Origin of the sequence: Micromonospora sp. NPDC005237 (genome assembly GCF_040607775.1) — a bacterium.
Lineage (GTDB): Bacteria > Actinomycetota > Actinomycetes > Mycobacteriales > Micromonosporaceae > Micromonospora.
In genome coordinates this window covers 1-19,481 of the sequence record NZ_JBEXHJ010000010.1, presented here as the reverse complement: position 1 = coordinate 19,481, position 19,481 = coordinate 1, and the positions used below count along the sequence as shown (strand labels likewise).

The following is a 19,481-nucleotide window of genomic DNA, read 5'->3' as shown; positions in this document are numbered from 1 at the left end:
GGTCAGGGCCCCCCTATCGGTTTCCCGACAGTCGACGCACACGCATCGTCACCACAGTGGACCCCGAAAATCCACCCACGGCAACCAGAAGATCACCCACGGTATCCACTGTGGAAAACGTCACCCGGGGAAACCGTCACCCGGACGCCACGACCTGACCCACAGTCACCAGACGGCCGCAGCCAAAAGAGTCACCCGTATCGCCGGACCGGGCACCAGCGGACGCGCAGCGCGACTCAGCCGGCCCGCCGCCGCGCCCGCCGCGCCGCCAACTCGTCACCCACCGGATCCGACGAGGGCCCCACCACCGGCTCCGCCGGACCGCTCGCCGCCGGCTCCGCCGGCAGATGCGACAACGACCCCTGGATCTCCTTGAACGCCCCACCGATCGCGATCCCGAAGACGCCCTGCCCACCCTGCAACAGGTCGACCACCTCCTCCGGGGACCGACACTCGTACACCGTCGTCCCGTCGGAGATCAGCGTGATTCCCGCCAGATCCTCCACACCACGCGACCGCAACGCCTCGATCGCCTTGCGGATGTTCTGCAGGGACACCCCCGCGTCCAACAACCGCTTCACGACCTTCAACACCACCAGATCGCGGAACGAGTACAACCGCTGCGTCCCCGAACCCGACGCGTCCCGGACGCTCGGCACCACAAGCGTCGTGCGCGCCCAGTAATCCAACTGCCGATAACTGATGCCCACCGCGTGACACGCCGTCACACCTCGGTAGCCCACCGAGCCGTCACCCTCAGTCGCCACACCCGGCGACGACGCACCCGGCTCACCCAACTGTGTACCCGGATCAGGATCCTGCGGCTCGTGCATCCGGACAACCTCCCCGTCAGTGCGGCGACGCGTCGTTTCCGGGACGCGCACCCCTCGACACGGCAACCCTAACGCCACCTTCAGGGGTTACCACGGAGGAACCGACGCGACACGCCGCGCAGCCACCGAGAAAGATCACCAACCACACGCCGACGTCACCCACCGTGACACCAGCGCGGAACCGAGCCACTCAGCCCGCGAAATCCTCCGGACGCACCTGCTCCAGGAACTCGCGGAACTTCTCCACCTCGTCCTCCTGCTCGTCGGGGATGACGATCCCCGCCTCGCTGAGGACCTGCTCCGCACAACGAATCGGCGCACCGACCCGCAACGCCAACGCGATCGAATCGCTCGGCCGCGCCGACACCCGCACCCCATCGCCGATCAGGAGATCCGCGTAGAACACGTTCTCCTTCAGCTCGGTGATCTCCACCGCCTGCAACGGCGCCTGCAACGCCGCCAACACATCCCGCAAAAGATCATGCGTCAACGGACGGGCCGGCTTGACCCCCTGCTGCTCATAAGCGATAGCCGTGGCCTCGACCGCGCCGATCCAGATCGGCAGATAGCGGTCGCCCTCGACCTCCCTGAGCAGGACGATCGGCTGGTTGCTCGGCAGCTCCACCCGAACTCCGACCACGCTCAGCTCGCGCACCGCCGCCTCCGTGTCGTTGTCACCTACGCCGCACCGCGCCCTTCCCTGCACGGTACACGGACCGCAACACGGTCGTCCGATGCGCTACAGCACCACGCCCGCGCCAGAGAGGGGTTACCCCGGCAAGCCTACGGCACGCTTCGGAGAAGAGATCTTTCCGCTCCACCGCCGCCTGCCGGGCACCCTCACCGACCCAACGTCGACCGAAGCCCCACCCGCACCAACGCCGCGTGCAACTGCTCCGACAACGCCACCAACTCCCGCGCCGTCTCCGCCGCCCGCGCCCGCGCCGCCGGATCACTCTGCCGCGCCAACGGCGCCACCAACTGCGCGAACAACCCGACCTCACGATCGGCCGCGCTCCGGTAACCCCGCAGATGCCGCGGCTCCAACCCGTACGCCGCCAAACCCGCCACCGCCGACGCGATGATCAACGCATCCGCGTCGTACCACCCCGGCGGATCCGACACCAGCACACCGAGCCGCTCCAACTCCACAAGCGTCGACTCGTCGATCCCACTGCGAGCCACCAGCTCAGCCCGGCCGAGCCGCACCTGCGACGACTCGGCCGGCTCCGCCGACTCCCGACCCGGCACCGCACCATCGGGCCCCACCGCGACCAACGCCGGCCGCGACCGCTCCGGCTGCTCGCCGGACGAATCCCACTGGGCCAACTGCTCACGGATCACCCGCAACGGCAGGTACCGGTCCCGCTGCGCGGTCAGCACGAACCGCAACCGCGCCACATCGTCCCAGCTGTACTTCCGGTAACCCGCCGCCGTCCGCTGCGGCTCAACCAGCCCCTCGGCCTCAAGGAACCGCAGCTTCGAAATCGTCGTGTCCGGGAAATCCACCCGCAACTGCCCCAGCACCTCACCGATGCTCATCAGCGGCTGGGACCGGGCCGCCCCGGGTGGCGTGGAGGCCGCAGGCTCGTTCACCCCCGGCCGGCCTCCTCCTCCGGGCGCGGACCGGCGATGAACACCACCCGGAACTTACCGATCTGTACCTCGTCACCATTGCTCAACGTGGCCGCCTCGACCCGCTCACGATTCACGTACGTGCCGTTCAGGCTACCCACGTCCCGCACCGTGAACGTCCCACCATCACGGTGGAACTCCGCGTGCCGGCGCGACACCGTCACATCGTCGAGGAAGATGTCACTGTCCGGGTGCCGGCCACTGGTCGTCACATCGTGGTCCAACAGGAACCGGGCACCCGCATTCGGGCCGCGACGAACCACCAGCAGCGCCATACCCGGCGGCAACGAACCGGACATCCGGCTCGGCACCACATCGGTGTCCGGCCCTTCCAGCACTTCGTCGAGCGAGCCGAGATTGAGCGTCGAGGTGACGTCGAGTGGGGGGAACTCGTCGTCTGGGCGCGTCATGGGACCACCTCACGGATCTGTTCGGTCGGCGTCGGGTAATGGCGGGTCTGGCCGCCGGGCGCTCGTCCACCCGGCGGCTGGCTCCCCGTGCCCGGGAAGGCAATTCCACAACGCTCAACTAATGGATTCTTCTCGGTCGACTGGGCGAGCCTAGCCAGCGCCGAAATGCAGGGCAACCGGACGCGCGCAGACATCCCGCACACCGGATCAAGCACACTCAGCCTTCGGTGATCTTCTGGTACGCGCCCGCCGTCAGCAACCCGTCCGTCGCCGTCGGATCGTTCGGAGTGATCTCCACCAGCCAACCCGCACCGTACGGATCCGTGTTGATCAGCTCAGGGGTGTCACCCAGCGCGTCGTTGCGCGCCGCCACCGTGCCCGCGACCGGCGCGTAGATCTCCGACACACTCTTGGTCGACTCGATCTCACCCAGCGAGTCACCGGCCGCGACTACCGCACCCGCCTCCGGCAACTGCACGTACACGATGTCACCCAACGCGTCCTGCGCGAAGTGCGTAATGCCGACCCGCACCGAGCCGGTACCGTCACCCGCCACCCACTCATGCTCGGCGGTGTATCGCAGATCCTCGGGAATCACCAGACGCGTCCTCATCCATCGGTGCCCCGGACCACCCGGGCCCGGCGCGGCCGCGCCGGTCAGGAGACCGGACGGGCGTGTTCCTACTTGGTCGGCGCGTGCAGCGCCGAAACCTCGGCAACCTCACGCTCCCCAAACGCCACGTTACCGCCGTCACCCCGGACCGACGCGACCACCCCACCAGGAATGTTCAACGCCGTACGCATCGTCGCCGGATCACCGATCACCGTGATGGTGTACGGCCCCGTCAACCGACGCCCCTCCACCATCAACGACCCGTTGTCCCCATCGAGGAAGTACGTCGATGCGATCACCCGCACCGTCGCCCGGTCACCACCGGAGATCTGCATCGCCTCCGCGCCCGCGCCCCGCAACTCCTGCACCGCGTCCAACACCCGGTCCGCCGTGATCGGCTTGACCCCGTTGCTGGAGAACTGCACCGTCAACCCCGGACCCACCGCCGGCAACGTGCCCGCCAGAATCCCCAGCTCGTCCGCCCGACGAGTCGCCTCGTCCAACGCCGCCTGCCGACCCTGCGCACCCGAGGCCAACTGCCGCTGGCTCTCCTCCAACGCCCGAATGTCCTGCTGGAGACGGTTCTCGCGCGCATCCAGATCCGACAGGATCCGCACCAGATCCTCCTGACGCGTCGCCCCCAACGTCGGATCCGTCGACGTCGTCCGCAACTGCACGACAAGCGTGAACCCCAGCAACGCCAACAACGCCGCGATCATCACCCCGGCCGCGCTGAACCGCGACCGACCCGCCGCCACCGCAGGGGCCGACTCCGCCACCGGCTCGTCCACCGGCTCACCTGCCCGCGCCACCGCGCTCAGGTCCACCGTCGCGCCGTCATCGACCGGGGCCACCCCGGGCTCCGCATCCGGAGACTCCGGCTCCTTCGTCGGACCGTGCGGCGCCAACGGACTCAACTCGTCCGGATCCGGCGCGTCCGGCCGCGGATCCGGCTCACCCGCCGGCTCACCCGGCCGCCCCGGCACCGCCGGCTGCGGCCAGCCCGTCCCCGTCTCCGCCTGCTCGTCGCTCATCGCTGTCAAACCTACGCCCGGAACAGGTGCCGACGGATCGCCGCCACATTCCCGAAGATCCGCACACCCAGAACGACCACCACACCGGTGGACAACTGCCCGCCCACGCCCAACTGATCCCCCAGATACACGATCAGACCCGCCACCAGCACGTTCGAGATGAACGACACCACGAACTGCTTGTCGTCGAAGATGCGGTCCAACTTCGCCCGGACCCCACCGAACACCGCGTCCAACGCGGCGACCACCGCGATCGGCAGGTACGGCTGCAACGCCGCTGGCACCGTGGGATCAAGCCACACGCCCAGCACCACACCGGCGAGCAACGCCAGCACCGCGATCATCCGCCACCTCCGGAAGGACTAGCGGTCCCCGGCGAACCCGACGACCCAGGACTGCCGGACCGGACACCCGACCCCGAAGGGCTCGGACTGACCGACGGCTTGGCGTAGCGTAGCTGCGGCTCCGGAGCCGCCGGCAGGGTGAGGTCCTCCGCCTTGCGCACACCGAACGACAGGCCGGTCTTCTGCGCGACCTCCTGCATCACCGCCGCGCTGCGACTGTCCTCGAACTTGCGCCGCATCGACCCCGGCCCGATCGCCGACACCTCGTACGGCCCCGTCACCGGCCGGAAATCCACCAGGATCGCCTCGCCCGCCGTACGGATCGTCGACGTCGACGTCAACCGCTGCCCATTGATCGCGATCGCCTCGGCACCGGCGCTCCACAACGCGTTCGCCACACCCTGCAGATCGCTGTACAGCACCTGCGGCGGCCCCGCGCCCTTACCGGTCACCGCGTCCGCGTTGCCCGGGGCGTCCGCCAGGCGCACCACCACACCGTCACCCCGCACCCGGCCGAGCCCGGTGACCGCCTCCAGGTCCCGCAGACGTGCCGCGGTCGACCCGCTCAACGCCGCGTCCCGCTGCCGGCTGACCTCCTCCCGCAGCTGATCCGCGCGCGCCGACAACCGGTCGGTCTGGCTCTCCCGCTCCTTGATCTGCGCCACCAACCCGGAGCGGGCCTGAGCACGCCCCGGCTCGTCCGCCATCGTCTGGCGATACGCCACCGCGAACAGGAAACCCAGCACCACCACCACGACCAGGCTGACCGACCGCGCCGGCCAACCCCGGGACGCGTCCTGCGACGACGCCACCCGCTCGCGCGCGGCCGCCGCGTCCGCGTACCCCGGATCCAGGGGGTTGCGGAACAGCTCGGTGAGGAAGTCCGGGGCGTACACCCGATCCGGGCGGGGACGCTCCGGCGGCGTCGCGCTCACGCGCCCGCTCCCGGGCCGCGCGCCGCGCGCACCAGCCTCGACGCCTGCACCACGTACATGGCGCCGGCCACCCAGTAGAGCACCAGCCCCCACCAGGCCAGCCCCCAGCCGATCGCGGCCGTCGCCGTCGCCGCCTGACTCCACTCGGTGGCCAACAGCAGCACCGGGAACGCCGCGAGCAGCAGGAACGTGGCGGTCTTGCCCACGTAGTGCACCGGTGGCGGCCCGTACCCGTAGCGGCGCAACACCGCCAGTGAGCCGAGCAGCAACGCCTCCCGGGCCAGCAGCGCCGCCGTGAACTGCCACGGCACGATCTCCCGGGCGGTGAAGGCAAGCAGCGTGGCGAGGATGTAGAGCCGGTCGGCGAGGGGGTCGAGCAGCTCCCCGAGCCGGCTCACCTGACTCAGCCGGCGCGCGATCCAACCGTCGACCCAGTCGGTGGTGCCGCCGATGGCCAGCACCACCACCGCCGCCACGTCCGCGCGGGCCACCAGGAACAGGTAGAGGAACAGGGGTACGCCCAGCAGGCGCCCGAAGCTGATCAGGTTGGGCAGGGTGAGCACCTGGTCGCCGGGAGCCTGGTCACCGGTGTCCCGCGGATGCTCTGCCCGAGCCGGCCGACGCGACACCCGAACCTCCTCCACCGCACGCCCCGACGCCAGACCGAGATCGGGCGCGGCGGAGGTCGTACGCGCTGTCGGGCCGGCAACCGCCGGCTCCCCTGCGGCCCCGGGATGGGACCTCTGCCCTGATGCGGCCCGCGATCTCGATGATCACGGGCCGGCTGAGTGCGCTGCCACTATATCGGGCTTCCCGCGCTCCTCGGCCGCCGCCGCGTGCTGTCGGTGCGGCTGTGCCGCACTGTGGCGTGGATCACCACGCGTAGAGCGTCCTAGGATACTAGTGGAAGGGGGACGGCGGTTCAGGCCGTCTGGACCGCTTGATCGGTCTGCTGCTCCGGCACCGTCTGCGTGGCCGCCCGACCGAAGGCGAGCAACGACAGCAACAGATCGTGCTGCATCCGGGGCGGCATCCGGTCCAACACGGCCTGCACCGCGCGCTGGCGCCGCTCCGCCAGCTCCCGCAGCAGGGTCAGGGCGGCGGCGGTCGGCACCAACCGCACCTCCCGCCGGTCGCGCGGGTCGGCCACCCGGCGCAACAGACCGGTCGCCTCCAGCCGGTCGCAGAGGCGGCTGGCCGAGGAGGGCACCACGTCCAGCAGCTCCGCGAGACCGTTGACGTTGGTCTCCCGTCGGCCGCTGATCAGCATCAGCACCCGCAGCTGGGTCGGTGGCACCTGATGCCGCGACGCCGCCGAGTCGAGCACGGCGATCAGCGTCTCGGCGGCCGCGTCGATCGCCGAGGCGAGATCCGCAGGTCGCTCCACCCGATGTCCCCTGCCGTCGTCACGCTGGTGCCCGCCCGGCGCGGCGGCGGCAACCCTCATCCGCCGTCCCGCTCACGCGGACCATGCCAGTCGAGGCAGACGACGACGGCGTCGTCGCGCAAATCGGAATCCGCGTGATAGGCGTGTAGTTCGCGCATCACCGTACCAACCGCCTCGGTCGCCGGCTGCAACCGTGTGGCCCGCAGGGATCGGGCCATCATCCGCTGCCCGTACGGCTCCCGCCCCGCCGGCTCGGCCGCCCACACGCCGTCGCTGACGACGAAGACACGGTCACCCGGCGCGAGCTGGAACTCCTGCAGCTCGTAGCGGGTCTCGGCGAACATGCCCAGCGGCAGTTGCTGCTCCAGCTCCACCGGCTCGACCGTCGCGCCACGCATCCGCAGCAGGTGCGGCGAACCGGCGTCGACCGCCCGCACCCGCCCGGTGCGGATGTCCAGCTCGAGCAGCAGCGTGGCCACGTACCGACGGCCACGGTGCTGGTAGTAGACCGTGTCCGAGGCCAGCTCCGCCTGCTCCACCAGGCCACCGCCGGAGCGGCGGGCGTTGCGCATCGCGTTCACGGTGACCGCCGTCAGCAGCGACGCGGCCAGGCCCGTGCCCTCGCCGTTGAGCACCGTCAGGGTCAGCCGGTCACCGTCCAGCGACCAGTCGAAGTGGTCGCCACCGACGGTGTACGCCGGTTCCAACTGCCCGGCCAGGTGAAAGGCGCGGTGCGCCACGCTACGACCGGGCAGCAGGTCCCACTGCATCTCGGCGGCCATGCTGAGCCGCTCCCGGCGACGGGCCCGCCGATAACGGTCGGTCTCCCGGTCCGCGGCCCGCATCGCCACCGCCAGGTCGCCGGCGATGTCGGTGGCGCGGCCGGTCATCGCCGGGCCCGGGACGGTCGGCAGTTCGATGAGCAGCACACCCAGCCGCTCCCCCCAGACCGTCAGGGGCAGGTAGAGCCGGCAGACTCCGTCGTCCAGCCCGTCGCGCACCGGCTGCTGGCTGGAGAAGCAGCGCTGCGCCACGGTGTGCTGGGCCAGGGCTCCGGCCGCCGGCAGGTCCGGATCCAGCACCGGCCAGAGCCCGCTGATCCGGTAGTCGGCGACGAACACGTCGGTGCGTAACGCGCCCAACGCCGACCGGATCGCCCGGTCCGCCGCTTCCGCCAACTGGTCGGGCGCGGCCTCGCGCAGCGCGCGCGACACCCCGTCCGGCGCGTCCACCATGGTTGGTCGTCCCTCCAGAAACTTGCTACAGGGCAAGCATCATACGGACGCCACCGGGCAGCCGGTCGTCGCGGGTCAGTCGGCGTCCCGTGTCGCCAGTACGCCGTGAAAGGCGTCCGGCACGTCGGCGGGCGGGCCGGCGGGCCGCCACCGGTGGACCGGGACGATCCCGTCCGACGTCGGCGTCCACCGGCCCAGCAGTGGGGCGAAGGCCGCCGGGGGACGCATCCGGAATTCCGGACCCATCATCGCCAGCGCCTGCGGGTGGGCGGCCAGCTCCTCGGTGTCGAAGTCCACGGCCAGCAGGCTGCCCGGCGCCGCGGCGGCGAACAGCTCGTCGAGGGTGCGCGTGAGCGTGGCGTCGTCGAGGAACGCGGCGAGCCCGAGGAAGACCACCCCCACCGGCCGCCGCCCCCACCCGGGTACGAATCGATGCAGCTGGGCCGGGTCGATCGTGCCGATGTCGGTGGCGTCGCCGTAGCCGTAGCCCGCCCGGTCGCTGTCGGCGAGGATCCGCTGCCCCAGCCGGATGGTGACCGGGTCGACGTCGGTGTAGAGCACGGTGGCCTCGGCGGCGACCTCGTGCACGTTGCCCATCGTGGGCACCCCCGCGCCGAACACCAGGAACCCGTCCACGCCCTGCTCGACCATCGCCCGCACCGCCCGGCGCAGGAACGCCCGCAACTCCCGGAAGACCGGCGCGCACGGCCCGTACGCCTGCTCGAAGGCGGTCGCCGCGGCCACGTCGACGTCGAAGTGGTGTTCCCCGCCGAGCCAGAAGTCGATCATGCGAGCGGTGCTCGGCTCGTCCGGTTCATCCATCGACGACGCTCCTCCCCGTCCGGTCGCCGCCAGCGTACCGACCCGGGCCCGACCGGCGGTATCGCTCCGTCGCGCCGCCACGCCCGCGATACTGGCTCGGCGGGAGGTGAGACGGGTGAACTCGGCGGACAGCGCGGCGGTGGTGGTCGGCGTGGACGGCTCGGAGCCGTCCCTGCGCGCGGTGCGCCTGGCCGCCGCCGAGGCCGTCCGCCGGCACCGGCCGCTGCGGGTGGTGCACGGCTTCATCTGGCCGCTGCTGCACGTGCCGGTCTCCCCCGCTCCCGACGCGCCGCCCGGCGCCGGACTGCGCCAGCGGGCCGAGGAGCTGGTCGCCGCCGCGGTGGCCGAGGCCGAGGCGACCGCGCCCGGGCTGACGGTCTCCGGCGAGATCATCGACGGCGAGGCGTCCGCGGTGCTGGTGGGTGAGTCCCCCACCGCCGCGCTCATCGTGCTCGGCGACCGCGGGCTGGGCGGCTTCTCCGCGCTTGTCGTCGGCTCGGTGGCGGTGCAGGTCTGCGCGTACGCCGACTGCCCGGTGCTCGTCGCCCGCGGCGACCAACGCCCCGACGAGCCGGTGCTGGTGGCGATGGACGGCTCGGCGGCGTCCCGGCTCGCCGCCGACTTCGCCGCCGAGACCGCCGTGGCGCGCGGCGTGCCGCTGCGCGCGGTGCACGCCTACCGGCACCCCGGCAGCAGCGGCCCCGGTGACATGCAACCCCTGGTGTACGACGAGGCGCAGCTGCACGCCGAGCAGGAGCGGATGCTCACCGGCTGGCTGGACGGGCTGACCGACCGCCACCCGGGGCTGCGGCTGACCTGGCGGGCGGCGCACGGCCGCGCCGGCGCGGTGCTCGCCGAGGCGTCCCGGTCCGCCCAACTGTTGGTCGTCGGGGGGCAGGGGCGTGGCGAGGTGACCGGCTTGCTGCTGGGGTCGGTGAGTCAGTCGGTGCTGCACCACGCCCGCTGCCCGGTCGCCGTGGTCCGCGGCCCCCGCTGACACCCCGGGGTTGGCCCCCCGCCAGACGGGTAGACGGCCGCGGTACGCCAACGGCGACGAAGGAGGCAGCAGATGCCAGGACCACGGCCGGGCAGCAACGCGTACGACAAGCAGCGGGCGCGGTTGCGCAACGCGATCGACGACTCCGGACGCCGGGTGCCCGACGGCAAGGCCAACCAGGTCGCGAACCGGATCCTGCAGGAGGATCGCGGCCAACGGGGCGTCGTACGCGGCGAGCGCACCTACGGCCCCAAGAGTGAACGCGAACCGGGCGACCCGAAGTGAGGGGGGTCGACCTGGCCGACGGCGCCATCGCGGGCGCCGTCGGCAGCACCGCGCTCAACGTGGTCAGCTACCTGGACATCGCTCTGCGGGCACGGCCGGCGAGCAGCACACCGGAGCAGACCGTCGACCGGCTGGCCGGCATCGCGCACGTGGACCTGGGGTCGGGGCCCCGGGCGGCGAACCGCCGCTCGGGGCTCGGGCCCCTGATCGGCTACGGGCTGGGTATCGCCGCCGGCGTGGCGTTCGCGCTCTACGCCGGTGGTCGGCGCCAGCCACTGCCGATGGCCACCGGCGTGCTCTGCGCCGGCGTCATGGCGATGACCGACGGGTCCATCACCGCGCTGGGGATCAGCGATCCGCGCACCTGGCGGCGCTCCGACTGGATGTCCGACATCATCCCGCACCTGGCATACGGACTGACGGCCGCCGCCACCTGGAACAGGTTGCGGCGGCCGTCCGGTCACGGTCGTTAGGCGCGGGCGTCGCTGTCGTCCTCGGCGACCGGCTCACCCGCCGGGCCGTACGGCGACACCTGGCCCTTGGGCACCGGCCGACCGGCGTCTCCGCGCGACGTGCCGCGGTTGAGCGGATGCCCGGTCGGCTGGGGCCCCTTGCTGTCCTGACTCGTCGCTCCCTTGGCGTTGCGCCGGAACTCCTCCTGCTGCGGGTTGACCACGAGTGTCTCCCTCCGGGTACGGCAGGCGGCATCGACCGCCTCCACCGGCGGCATACCCGTCCGGCCGGGCGGCATTCCGGTCCCGCCCCGCGCCCGCAGGGCTAGCCGCGCCCAGGGTGGGTACCCACCCGGTGTGGGTGACGATCGAGCGGTGGTGCGGGTCCTGCTGGACCGGCGCAGCCACACGTACGCCGAGGAGGCCGGTATCCGGCTCGCCGACCGCCCCGGTCCGCTCTACCAGCTGCTGGTGCTGGCCACCCTGCTGAGCACCCGGATCCGGGCGTGCGTGGCGGTCGACGCCGCGCGGGAGCTGTTCGCGGCCGGCTACCGCACGCCGCAGGCGATGGAGGCGGCGAGCTGGCAGCAGCGGGTCGACGCGCTGGGCCGCGGTCACTACCGCCGCTACGACGAGCGCACCGCCACCATGCTCGGCACCGGCGCGCGGCTGTGTCTGGACCGCTGGCACGGCGACCTGCGGCGGCTGCACCGGGACGCCCAGGGCGACCCGGCCGGGCTGCGCCGACGGCTCACCGAGTTCCCCGGCATCGGGCCCACCGGCGCGGACATCTACCTGCGCGAGGCCCAGACGGTCTGGTCCGACCTGCGCCCGTACGCCGACCGTCGGGCCCTCGCCGGCGCGAAGCGGCTGGGCCTGCCGGGCTCACCGGACCGGCTGGCGGGGCTGGTCGCCGAACCGGACTTCGGCCGGCTCGCCTCGGCGCTGGTCCGGGTGGCGCTCGGCGAGGAGTCCGCGGGCGAGGTCACCCGTGTCGCCGCCGGCTGAGGCGCTCACTTGACCGGCTTGTCTCCCGGCGGTCGGGTCAGGTGCCACACGCCGAGCGCGGCGAGCAGCGCCAGGACGATGACCCCGCCGGAGATGCCACGGCCCTCCTCGGGGCTGCGGCCCGCGCTGCCGAAGTAGATCACCGCGAGACCGGCGAGCACGGTGACGAACGTACGCAACCCTCGGTCCTTCACGTACCGCACCGTAGGCGAGGAGCATCCGCTAGGGGGTGTTTCGCCCGTGTTGTCCCTCTTCTGGGCGACGCGCTCAGCGCTCGGCGACGAACCCGCGCAGCCGCACCCGCCGCACCGCCCGGTCGGCGACCTCCACCACCTCGATGGTCAACCCGGGCAACCGCACCGTCTCGCCCGGCTCACCCGGCAGGTGACCCAACCGGGCCAGCACCAGCCCGGCCACCGTCGTGTACTCCCGCGACAGCGGGAAGCTCAGTCGCACCCCCAGATCGGGCAGGTCGTGCAGGGGGAAGTCACCGGGCACCAGCAGCGCCCCCTCCGGCTCCCGGGCCACGCCGCGCACGTCGCGGTCGGTCTCGTCGTACAACTCGCCGACGACCTCGGCCAGCAGGTCCTCCAGCGTGACGATGCCGTCGATGCCGCCGTGCTCGTCGACGACGAGGGCCAGTTGCTGGTGTTCCTGGCGCAACCGGCGCAACGCGTCGGCCACCGGCAGGGTGACCGGCAGCAGCAACGGTGACCGGACCCGCTCCCCCACCGTCCCGGTGCCGGCCCGCACCAGATCGCGGATGTGCACCACGCCGACCACCTCGTCCAGACCGCCGGGGCCGGTCACCGGGGCGCGGGACCGGCCTGCGGCGGCCAGCAGGCGTACCCCCTCGTCGGCGGCCACGTCGGTCGGCAGCGTGGTCACCTCCCGGCGGGCCACCAGGATCTCCCGCAGTGTCCGACCGGCGATGTCGAACGCGCCGGTCAGGATCTCCCGCTGCTGCGCCGACAGGCCACGCTGACTGACCAGCATCTCCCGCAACTCCTCCTCGGTCATCTCCTCCCGACTGGCCCGGGGGTCCCCGCCGGCCAGCCGGACCACCATGTCGGTGGCCCGACTGAGCAGCCACACCGCCGGGCGGGACACCCGGGCGAGCAGGTCCAGCGGCCCGGCGCTGAGCAACGCCCACCGCTCGGCCCGCTGCATGGCCAGCCGCTTGGGCGCCAACTCGCCCAGCACCAACGTGACGAAGGTCAGCGCCACGGTCACCAGCAGCACCGAGGCCGGGCGGGCCGCCGCGCCGAGGAAGCCCAACGGGCCGACCAGCGGCTGGGCGAGCGACACCGCCGCGGCAGCCGAGGCGAGGAACCCGGCCAGGGTGATGCCGAGCTGGATGGTGGCCAGATAGCGGTTCGGGTCCCGCGAGAGCCGGACCAGCCGGTCACCGGCGCGGGTCCGCCGACCCAACCGGCGCAACTGCCCCTCCCGCAGCGTCACCAGCGCCATCTCGCTGCCGGAGAGCGCGGCGTTGACCAGCACCAGCACGGCCACCAGCGCCAACTGCCCCAGCTGACCGCCCACCGCCCACCCCCGTTGACCGCCTGAGGTCACCTAACCGCAGCGCGCCCGGCTCCGGGCCCCGTTTCCGGCCGGCGGGGCGCTCAGTCGACCTCCAGGTCGTCCAGCGAGATGGAGTGGGTCATCAGCCACCGGGCCAGCGCCGACATGCCGAACAGCCAGAGCGGCACCGACTCGGTGGGGCCGTTGGTCGCGTAGATGGCGAACCGCAGATCCGGCGCGCGGTACGCCTCGATCCGCCATTGGTGCTGCCGGTCCCGCCAGACCGCCGAAGGGTCCATGGCGTCACCGTAGGTGACCGCCGACGGTCGAGGGGCCGGTTAGCCCGGCACCACCGCGACGCCGAGCACGGCACGCGCGGCGGACACCAGCAGGACGATGCCGATCCCGCCGAGCAGCAGCCAACCGACGCCGCGCCACCCCGAGGCGCGAACGGGCGGCGGCACCGGCGGCGGCCGCCAGATCTCCCGGTACGACCAGGCCAGCACGCCCACCCCGAACGGCAGGAGCCCGATCCAGTACCAGAACCACCGGGTGCCGACCAACGGCGGGGCGCCGCCGACCAGCCGGACCAGCCACAGCAGGGTCACCGCGCCGGCGAGCAGCCCGGCGGCGTCGGCGATCCGGTGCGCGGCAGCGCCGGCGCTCTGCCACAGGTCCGCCGACGCGGCCAGTCTCGCGTCCAACCCGGCGGGCCGGTCCGTCGACTGCGGCCCGGCGGGCTCCGCCTGTGCGTCGGGCGGCTCGACGAAGGCGTACCGGACCCGGCCACTCGGCACGCTCCAGGCGATCATCGCGCCCTGCGGGTCGTACCGCGGCTGCGGCCGGCTGCCCCAGTACGCGTCGTCGTCGGCCCAGCCCGACGCCCGTTGGAAGCTCACCACCCGGCCCGCCGCCAGATCCCGGTCGAGCTGGCCCGCCGTCGCCTCGCGCGGCGCCACCCACCAAGCCAGCGAAGCCCACAGCACCCACAGCACCCACAGCAGCGGCAACCCCCAGCGCAGCGCGACCGAGACGACACCACGCCACCGGTCAGCGAACGGCCGCGACGGGGACAGGGACGGGGACAGCTCGGCCATCTGTTCACCCTGGCAGCCCGCCGCAATCCTGTCCGCCCCGGATCATCGCGGTGGCACGCTCAGGTGACGACGACCCGGGCGTCGTCGGGCAGCCGGCGGGTGACGCCGCGGCGGTCCAGCAGCTCCAGCAGCGGCACCGCCACCCGGCGGGTGGTGTCCAACGCCTGCCGGGCCGCCGACAGGGTGAACGGCTGCGGCAGCCCCGCCAGCACGGTGACCGCCGCGTCGAGGGCGTCGGGCAGCAGCACCACCGTGTCGGCCAGCCGCAGCAGCGCGCCCGCGCGTACCGCCGCACCGATCTCCCGGGGGCCCAGGCCCAAATCGACGAGGCGGTCCGCCTCGGGGGCGCGAAACGGCCGGTCGGCGTACTCGGCGCGGACCCGCTGCACGGCTCGGGCCACCGGTTCCGGCAGGGTGTCGACGGCGGCCGTGCCGATCCGCCCACCGTGGACCCGCAGCGGCGGGCGGATCAGCGCCTCGACCAGCGCCCGGTCGGGCAGGGCGAGGTGTTGACGCAGCGCGTCCACCGGCATGCCCGGCTCCAACGGGTGCTCCCGGGCGTACCGGCCGACCTCCTCGGTGAGTTGCTCGCCGAGCCGCTGCCAGTGCGCGGGGTCGGCCAGCCAGTCACCGGCCACCGGCGTGGCCTGCACCGGCACGCCCATCCGGCGCAGCGTGCCGACCCGCACCAGCCGACGGCGGCGCAGCTCACCGGCCAGGTCGGGTCGACCGTCGAGGTCGGCCAGGACCGTCGCGCGGGCGGCAGCCGCGCCCCGCCGCGACAGCGGTGGCGGCGCCACGTCGAGGACCCGTACGCCGCCGGCCACGTGGTGTCGGCCGGGATCACGCAGCAGCGCCCGGTCGCCGACCAGCAGCGGCAACGGGCGGGCCAGCCGCAGCCGGACGGTGTCCGCGCCGAGCGGCCGGACCCGCACCGGCACCGCCGCCGACCCCACGTGCAGGGTGAGGGTGGCGGGCAGGTCGGCGGCCGGGTCGCCGGTGAGCCGTACGTCGATGACGTCGGTGTGATGGAACCGGCCCGGGGTGAGCAGCGCGTCGCCGCGGCCGAGCCGGTCACGGGGCGTACCGCGCAGGTTGACCGCCACCCGGGCCACGGCCGCCGCCTGCGGACGGGCCTCGCCGAGGGAGTGCAGGCCCCGAACCCGAACCAGTTCGTCGGCCCCGGCCAGCTCCAACTCGTCGCCGACGCGCAACCGGCCGGCGCCCAGCGTGCCGGTGACGACGGTGCCACTGCCCCGCACGGTGAAGCTGCGGTCCACCCAGAGGCGCACCGGGGCGTCCACTGTGGGGGCGGGCAGCCGGGCGGTGAGCCGCTCCAGCGCGGCCCGCAGCTCCGGCAGGCCGGCACCGGTCAGCCCACTGACCGCCACCGTCTCCACCGCGCCGAGGCTGCTCGCCCCGATCTCGGCGCGGGCTCGCTCCGCCGCCGGCGCGGGGTCGGCCAGGTCCGCGCGGGTCACCACCAGCAGGCCGTACCCGACGCCGAGCGCGTCGAGCGCGGCCAGGTGCTCGGCGGACTGCGGCATCCACCCCTCGTCGGCGGCGACCACGAGCAACGCGGCCGGCACCGGGCCGACCCCCGCGAGCATGTTCGGCACGAACCGCTCGTGCCCGGGCACGTCGACGAAGGCGATGGTGGCGCCGGACGGCAGCGTCGTCCAGGCGAAACCCAGGTCGATGGTCATGCCCCGGCGGCGTTCCTCGGCCCATCGGTCGGGTTCCATCCCGGTCAACGCCCGGACCAGGGTCGACTTGCCGTGGTCGACGTGCCCGGCGGTGGCGACGACGAACATGATCAGTCGTCCCCTCCGACGCGCAGCACGGCCGCCAGGACCGCCTCGTCGGCGTCGACGGGAACACAGCGCAGGTCGAGCAGGAGCCGGCCCCGCACCACCCGGCCGAGCACCGGCTGGTCACCGGTGCGCAGCGGCACGGCGTACCGCTCGGGCAGGCTCAGCGCCCACGAGTCCAGCTCGACGCCGGGGGCGCCGCCGCCGCCGACCACGGCGACCGCCGGGACGACCTCCGCCTTGCGTCCCTCCGCGCCGAGCCGGTCACGCAGCAGCTCCACCCGGCTGCGCAGAGCGGCCGGGTCGGCGTGCAGCGCGGTCCGCGTCGGCGTGTCCGGGCGGTGCAGGGTGGCGGCCAGCGCGGCCAGGGTCAGCTTGTCCACGCGCAGCGCCCGGGCCAGCGGGTGGCGGCGTAGCCGTTCGACAAGCGCGGCGTCGCCGAGCAGCAGTCCGGCCTGGGGGCCGCCGAGCAGCTTGTCGCCGCTCGCGGTGACCAGGGCCGCGCCGGCGCGCAGGGTGCCGGCCGCGTCCGGCTCGTCGGGCAGCAGTGGATCCGGCGCGAGCAGCCCGGAGCCGATGTCGGCGACCACCGGCACGTCGAGCGTGGCCAGTTGGCGTACCGGTGTGGCCGAGGTGAAGCCGGTGATCTGGAAGTTCGACGGGTGCACCTTGAGCACGAACCCGGTCTGCGGTCCGACGGCCGCGGCGTAGTCGTCGAGCGTGGTGCGGTTGGTGGTGCCCACCTCGCGCAGGCGGGCGCCGGTGCTCTCCAGCAGGTCCGGCAGGCGGAAACCGTCGCCGATCTCGACCAGTTCGCCTCGGCTGACGACGATCTCCCGGCCGGCGGCCAGCGCGGTGGCGGCCAGCACCAGCGCGGCGGCGCCGTTGTTGACCACGTGTACGGCGGCGGCGTCCGGCACGGCGGCGGCCAGCGCGTCCATCGCGTCCCGGCCACGACGCGCGCGTCGCCCCGTGCGCAGGTCCAGCTCGACGTCGGTGTGGCCGGCGGCCGCCACGACCGCGGCGACGGCGGCGGGTGACAGCGGCGCCCGACCCAGATTGGTGTGCAGCACGACGCCGGTGGCGTTGAGCACCGTCCGCGGACCCGGGGCGGGCAGCCCGGCGACCACGGCGTCGGGGACCTCGTCGGGCTCGATCTCACCGCGGCGGGCCCGCTCCTGCGCCTGGACGACGGCGGCCTTGACCCGGTCCCGGCCGAGGGTCGCGACGGCCTCGGCCAGCCGCGAATCGGCGAGCAGCGTATCGGTGCGGGGCACCCGGCGTCGCGGGTCCACGCTGCCGTCGCGCATCACGTCACTCCTGCCGCCGTTGGCGGAGACGGACGGGAATCGAACCCGCCTGGCCCGGGTCCCGGACCACACCGGTTTTGAAGACCGGGAGGGGCACCAGCCGCCTGAACGCCTCCGTCGGACATTCGATCACAACGCCCAAGCGGCCGCTCAGTCAGCCGCCGGATCCACCCCGGTCCGTCGAGCATTCACCCGCTCGCGTTGCGGCACCACCGTGTAGCGCGGGTCGCGCGCCGACGCGACGCCACCGTAGAAGATGCCGAACCGGGTGGCCACCGACGCGCCCAGCAACGCGACCCCGGACAACGCGCCCGCCGCGCGGCTGCGCCGGCCGAGCAGCGCCCCGGCCACCCCGGCGACGGTCAGCAGCCGACCGGCGCGCAGCAGCCGACCGGGCCGCCCCGACCGGTAGGGCTCGCTGAGCAACCCCAGGCGGGTCTCCACCCGGTGCGCGCCGTACAGCTCCAGGGCCGCGCCGGCCACCGCCATCCGGCGGGCCGGCCCCGCCTGCGCCGGTGACGCGGCGAGCAGACCCACGCCGGCCCCGCTGGCCAGCGCGCTGCCCGCGAAGATGACCGGCAACTCGGGGTACGCCTCATGCCACGACGGCACCGCCGTGTCGGCGAGCAGCACCCCGGTGTACGTGGCCAGCGCCGGCGCGGTGGCGGCGGCGACGAGCCCGGCGGCGTGCCCGACCGGCGGCAGTGCCCGGCCGGCCAACCCGAGCAGCCCGCGGCGGGGCAGCAGGCCGGCGCCCTCGGCGATCGCGGCGACCCCGGCGGCCGGCCCGAACGCGGTGAGGATCCAGGTGCCCACCGACATCGGCGAGGTCGGTTTGGCCACCCGCAGCATGTGGTGGAACCGCTCCGGCCGGCCCAGGTCCCGGATCAGGAAGACGGCGCTGGCGCTGACGGCGCCCAGCGCGGTGACCCGACCGGCGCGGCGCAGCACCGGCCGGCCGGTGAGCTGCCCTCCCGCGGCGAGCAGCGACGAGCCGGCGGCCAGCCCGCCGGTGAACAGGTACGCGGCGATGTCCCACTTCCAGACCGGCGCCTTCAGGATGGGCCGCCCGTAGTACGACGTGAACTCGGCCTCCGGAACCCGCAGCTCCTCGCCGCCGCCCCGACCGCGCCGCCGGCCCGCCCGCCGGGCCGGGTCGCCGCCGGGCTGCCGTGCGACCGAGTCACCACCGGGCTGCCGTGCGGCCATCTCGTCGCGGGCGTTGGTGAACCGGCGGAACCGATCGCCCACCCGGGGGCGCTCTGTGCTCACGAGGATCCTCCGACGACGAACGCGGCGACGGTCGCCGCCGTCATGGCCAGCGCGGCGAGGCCGGCGCGTTTCCACATCGCCGGCAGATCCCGCGTCGTCACCACCGGATCCGGCGGCAACCCGTACACCTCCGGCTCATCCAACAACAGGAAGAACGCCCCGTCACCACCCACACCGTCGTTCGGATCCTCCCCGTACAGACGCGCCTCCGACACCCCCCGCTCCCGCAGAGTCGCCACCCGCTGCGCCGCCCGCTCCCGCAACTCGTCCAGGGGCCCGTACTGAATCGACTCCGTCGGACACGCCTGCGCACACGCCGGCGTCATCCCCGCACCCAACCGGTCATAACACAGCGTGCACTTCCACGCCCGACCATCACCCCTACGCTGATCGATCACCCCATACGGACACGCCGAAATGCAGTACCCACACCCATTACAGATGTCCTCCTGCACCACCACCGTCCCGAACTCCGTC

25 protein-coding genes and 1 tRNA gene are annotated in these 19,481 nt (G+C 73.3%); 4 read left to right on the top strand and 22 right to left on the bottom strand.

The features are described from left to right. Positions 1-236: 236 nt before the first annotated feature. The 12 genes from ABZT87_RS25910 to ABZT87_RS25855 form a co-directional block, all read right to left on the bottom strand. Positions 237-833, bottom strand: coding sequence for a MerR family transcriptional regulator (locus tag ABZT87_RS25910; RefSeq protein ID WP_354855312.1), 597 nt, complete (start codon positions 831-833; stop codon positions 237-239). A 190-nt stretch (positions 834-1,023) separates the two neighbouring features. Continuing rightward, positions 1,024-1,488 carry a bifunctional nuclease family protein gene (locus ABZT87_RS25905; RefSeq protein WP_007460347.1) on the bottom strand — a complete coding sequence of 155 codons (465 nt, stop codon included), beginning with the start codon at positions 1,486-1,488 and terminating at the stop codon, positions 1,024-1,026. Positions 1,489-1,673: 185 nt separating this feature from the next. Further along, positions 1,674-2,375, bottom strand: a complete 702-nt coding sequence (locus ABZT87_RS25900; protein ID WP_193376631.1) for a MerR family transcriptional regulator — start codon at positions 2,373-2,375, stop codon at positions 1,674-1,676. A gap of 50 nt (positions 2,376-2,425) precedes the next feature. Beyond that, positions 2,426-2,878: an FHA domain-containing protein gene (locus ABZT87_RS25895; protein WP_007071101.1), complete on the bottom strand. Its 453-nt coding sequence runs from the start codon at positions 2,876-2,878 to the stop codon at positions 2,426-2,428. 217 nt (positions 2,879-3,095) lie between these two features. Beyond that, positions 3,096-3,476, bottom strand: a complete 381-nt coding sequence (gcvH, locus tag ABZT87_RS25890; RefSeq protein WP_007460354.1) for a glycine cleavage system protein GcvH — start codon at positions 3,474-3,476, stop codon at positions 3,096-3,098. Between the two features lie 83 nt (positions 3,477-3,559). Further along, on the bottom strand, positions 3,560-4,525 hold the full coding sequence (locus ABZT87_RS25885) for a DUF881 domain-containing protein (RefSeq protein ID WP_355138781.1): 966 nt from the start codon (positions 4,523-4,525) through the stop codon (positions 3,560-3,562). Positions 4,526-4,536: 11 nt separating this feature from the next. Continuing rightward, on the bottom strand, positions 4,537-4,869 hold the full coding sequence (locus ABZT87_RS25880) for a small basic family protein (RefSeq protein ID WP_007460356.1): 333 nt from the start codon (positions 4,867-4,869) through the stop codon (positions 4,537-4,539). Further along, positions 4,866-5,804, bottom strand: a complete 939-nt coding sequence (locus tag ABZT87_RS25875; protein WP_355138779.1) for a DUF881 domain-containing protein — start codon at positions 5,802-5,804, stop codon at positions 4,866-4,868. The genes ABZT87_RS25880 and ABZT87_RS25875 overlap by 4 nt, the downstream gene beginning before the upstream one ends. Further along, positions 5,801-6,433 carry a CDP-alcohol phosphatidyltransferase family protein gene (locus ABZT87_RS25870; RefSeq protein WP_355138777.1) on the bottom strand — a complete coding sequence of 211 codons (633 nt, stop codon included), beginning with the start codon at positions 6,431-6,433 and terminating at the stop codon, positions 5,801-5,803. The genes ABZT87_RS25875 and ABZT87_RS25870 overlap by 4 nt, the downstream gene beginning before the upstream one ends. 293 nt (positions 6,434-6,726) lie before the next feature. Further along, the gene (locus tag ABZT87_RS25865) at positions 6,727-7,191 is read right to left on the bottom strand and encodes a MarR family transcriptional regulator (RefSeq protein WP_354855316.1); all 465 of its coding nucleotides are present in this window, start codon (positions 7,189-7,191) and stop codon (positions 6,727-6,729) included. Between the two features lie 56 nt (positions 7,192-7,247). After that, complete coding sequence (locus ABZT87_RS25860; protein ID WP_354855317.1) at positions 7,248-8,426, bottom strand: PP2C family protein-serine/threonine phosphatase; 1,179 nt, start codon at positions 8,424-8,426, stop codon at positions 7,248-7,250. Positions 8,427-8,501: 75 nt separating this feature from the next. Further along, complete coding sequence (locus ABZT87_RS25855) at positions 8,502-9,248, bottom strand: SAM-dependent methyltransferase (protein WP_355138775.1); 747 nt, start codon at positions 9,246-9,248, stop codon at positions 8,502-8,504. Between the two features lie 115 nt (positions 9,249-9,363). Between ABZT87_RS25855 and ABZT87_RS25850 the strand changes: the two genes are divergently transcribed. The 3 genes from ABZT87_RS25850 to ABZT87_RS25840 all read left to right on the top strand — a co-directional run bounded on the left by ABZT87_RS25850 (position 9,364) and on the right by ABZT87_RS25840 (position 11,003). Further along, positions 9,364-10,245: a universal stress protein gene (locus tag ABZT87_RS25850; RefSeq protein ID WP_355138773.1), complete on the top strand. Its 882-nt coding sequence runs from the start codon at positions 9,364-9,366 to the stop codon at positions 10,243-10,245. 72 nt (positions 10,246-10,317) lie between these two features. Beyond that, positions 10,318-10,530, top strand: a complete 213-nt coding sequence (locus ABZT87_RS25845; protein WP_088948250.1) for a phosphatidylethanolamine-binding protein — start codon at positions 10,318-10,320, stop codon at positions 10,528-10,530. Further along, positions 10,527-11,003, top strand: coding sequence for a hypothetical protein (locus tag ABZT87_RS25840; protein WP_355138771.1), 477 nt, complete (start codon positions 10,527-10,529; stop codon positions 11,001-11,003). The genes ABZT87_RS25845 and ABZT87_RS25840 overlap by 4 nt, the downstream gene beginning before the upstream one ends. On the opposite strand, the gene ABZT87_RS25835 is transcribed toward ABZT87_RS25840, so the two are convergent. Beyond that, positions 11,000-11,206: a hypothetical protein gene (locus ABZT87_RS25835; protein ID WP_354862918.1), complete on the bottom strand. Its 207-nt coding sequence runs from the start codon at positions 11,204-11,206 to the stop codon at positions 11,000-11,002. The genes ABZT87_RS25840 and ABZT87_RS25835 overlap by 4 nt on opposite strands. A gap of 133 nt (positions 11,207-11,339) precedes the next feature. On the opposite strand from ABZT87_RS25835, the gene ABZT87_RS25830 reads away from it, so the two are divergent. Next, positions 11,340-11,990 (top strand): hypothetical protein, encoded by a 651-nt coding sequence (locus tag ABZT87_RS25830; protein WP_354862916.1) that lies wholly within the window; start codon positions 11,340-11,342, stop codon positions 11,988-11,990. Positions 11,991-11,995: 5 nt separating this feature from the next. On the opposite strand, the gene ABZT87_RS25825 is transcribed toward ABZT87_RS25830, so the two are convergent. The 9 genes from ABZT87_RS25825 to ABZT87_RS25785 all read right to left on the bottom strand — a co-directional run. Next, complete coding sequence (locus ABZT87_RS25825) at positions 11,996-12,184, bottom strand: hypothetical protein (protein WP_355139093.1); 189 nt, start codon at positions 12,182-12,184, stop codon at positions 11,996-11,998. Positions 12,185-12,257: 73 nt separating this feature from the next. Beyond that, the gene (locus ABZT87_RS25820; RefSeq protein WP_355138769.1) at positions 12,258-13,535 is read right to left on the bottom strand and encodes a hemolysin family protein; all 1,278 of its coding nucleotides are present in this window, start codon (positions 13,533-13,535) and stop codon (positions 12,258-12,260) included. 80 nt (positions 13,536-13,615) lie between these two features. Further along, entirely contained in the window at positions 13,616-13,813 is a 198-nt protein-coding gene (locus tag ABZT87_RS25815) for a hypothetical protein (protein WP_088989536.1), read from the bottom strand. Positions 13,814-13,852: 39 nt separating this feature from the next. After that, a complete protein-coding gene (locus tag ABZT87_RS25810) occupies positions 13,853-14,611 on the bottom strand; it encodes a hypothetical protein (protein WP_355138767.1) in 759 nt (252 codons plus the stop codon). Between the two features lie 59 nt (positions 14,612-14,670). Further along, on the bottom strand, positions 14,671-16,425 hold the full coding sequence (gene selB, locus ABZT87_RS25805; protein WP_355138765.1) for a selenocysteine-specific translation elongation factor: 1,755 nt from the start codon (positions 16,423-16,425) through the stop codon (positions 14,671-14,673). Between the two features lie 2 nt (positions 16,426-16,427). Then, positions 16,428-17,732: an L-seryl-tRNA(Sec) selenium transferase gene (gene selA, locus ABZT87_RS25800; protein ID WP_355138763.1), complete on the bottom strand. Its 1,305-nt coding sequence runs from the start codon at positions 17,730-17,732 to the stop codon at positions 16,428-16,430. A 20-nt stretch (positions 17,733-17,752) separates the two neighbouring features. After that, positions 17,753-17,848: transfer RNA gene (locus tag ABZT87_RS25795), tRNA-Sec, on the bottom strand. 34 nt (positions 17,849-17,882) lie between these two features. Then, the gene (gene nrfD, locus ABZT87_RS25790) at positions 17,883-19,004 is read right to left on the bottom strand and encodes an NrfD/PsrC family molybdoenzyme membrane anchor subunit (RefSeq protein WP_354862906.1); all 1,122 of its coding nucleotides are present in this window, start codon (positions 19,002-19,004) and stop codon (positions 17,883-17,885) included. After that, positions 19,001-19,481 (bottom strand): 4Fe-4S dicluster domain-containing protein (locus ABZT87_RS25785; RefSeq protein WP_355138761.1); only part of this gene is annotated, 481 nt, incomplete at its 5' end. The genes nrfD and ABZT87_RS25785, both read right to left, overlap by 4 nt.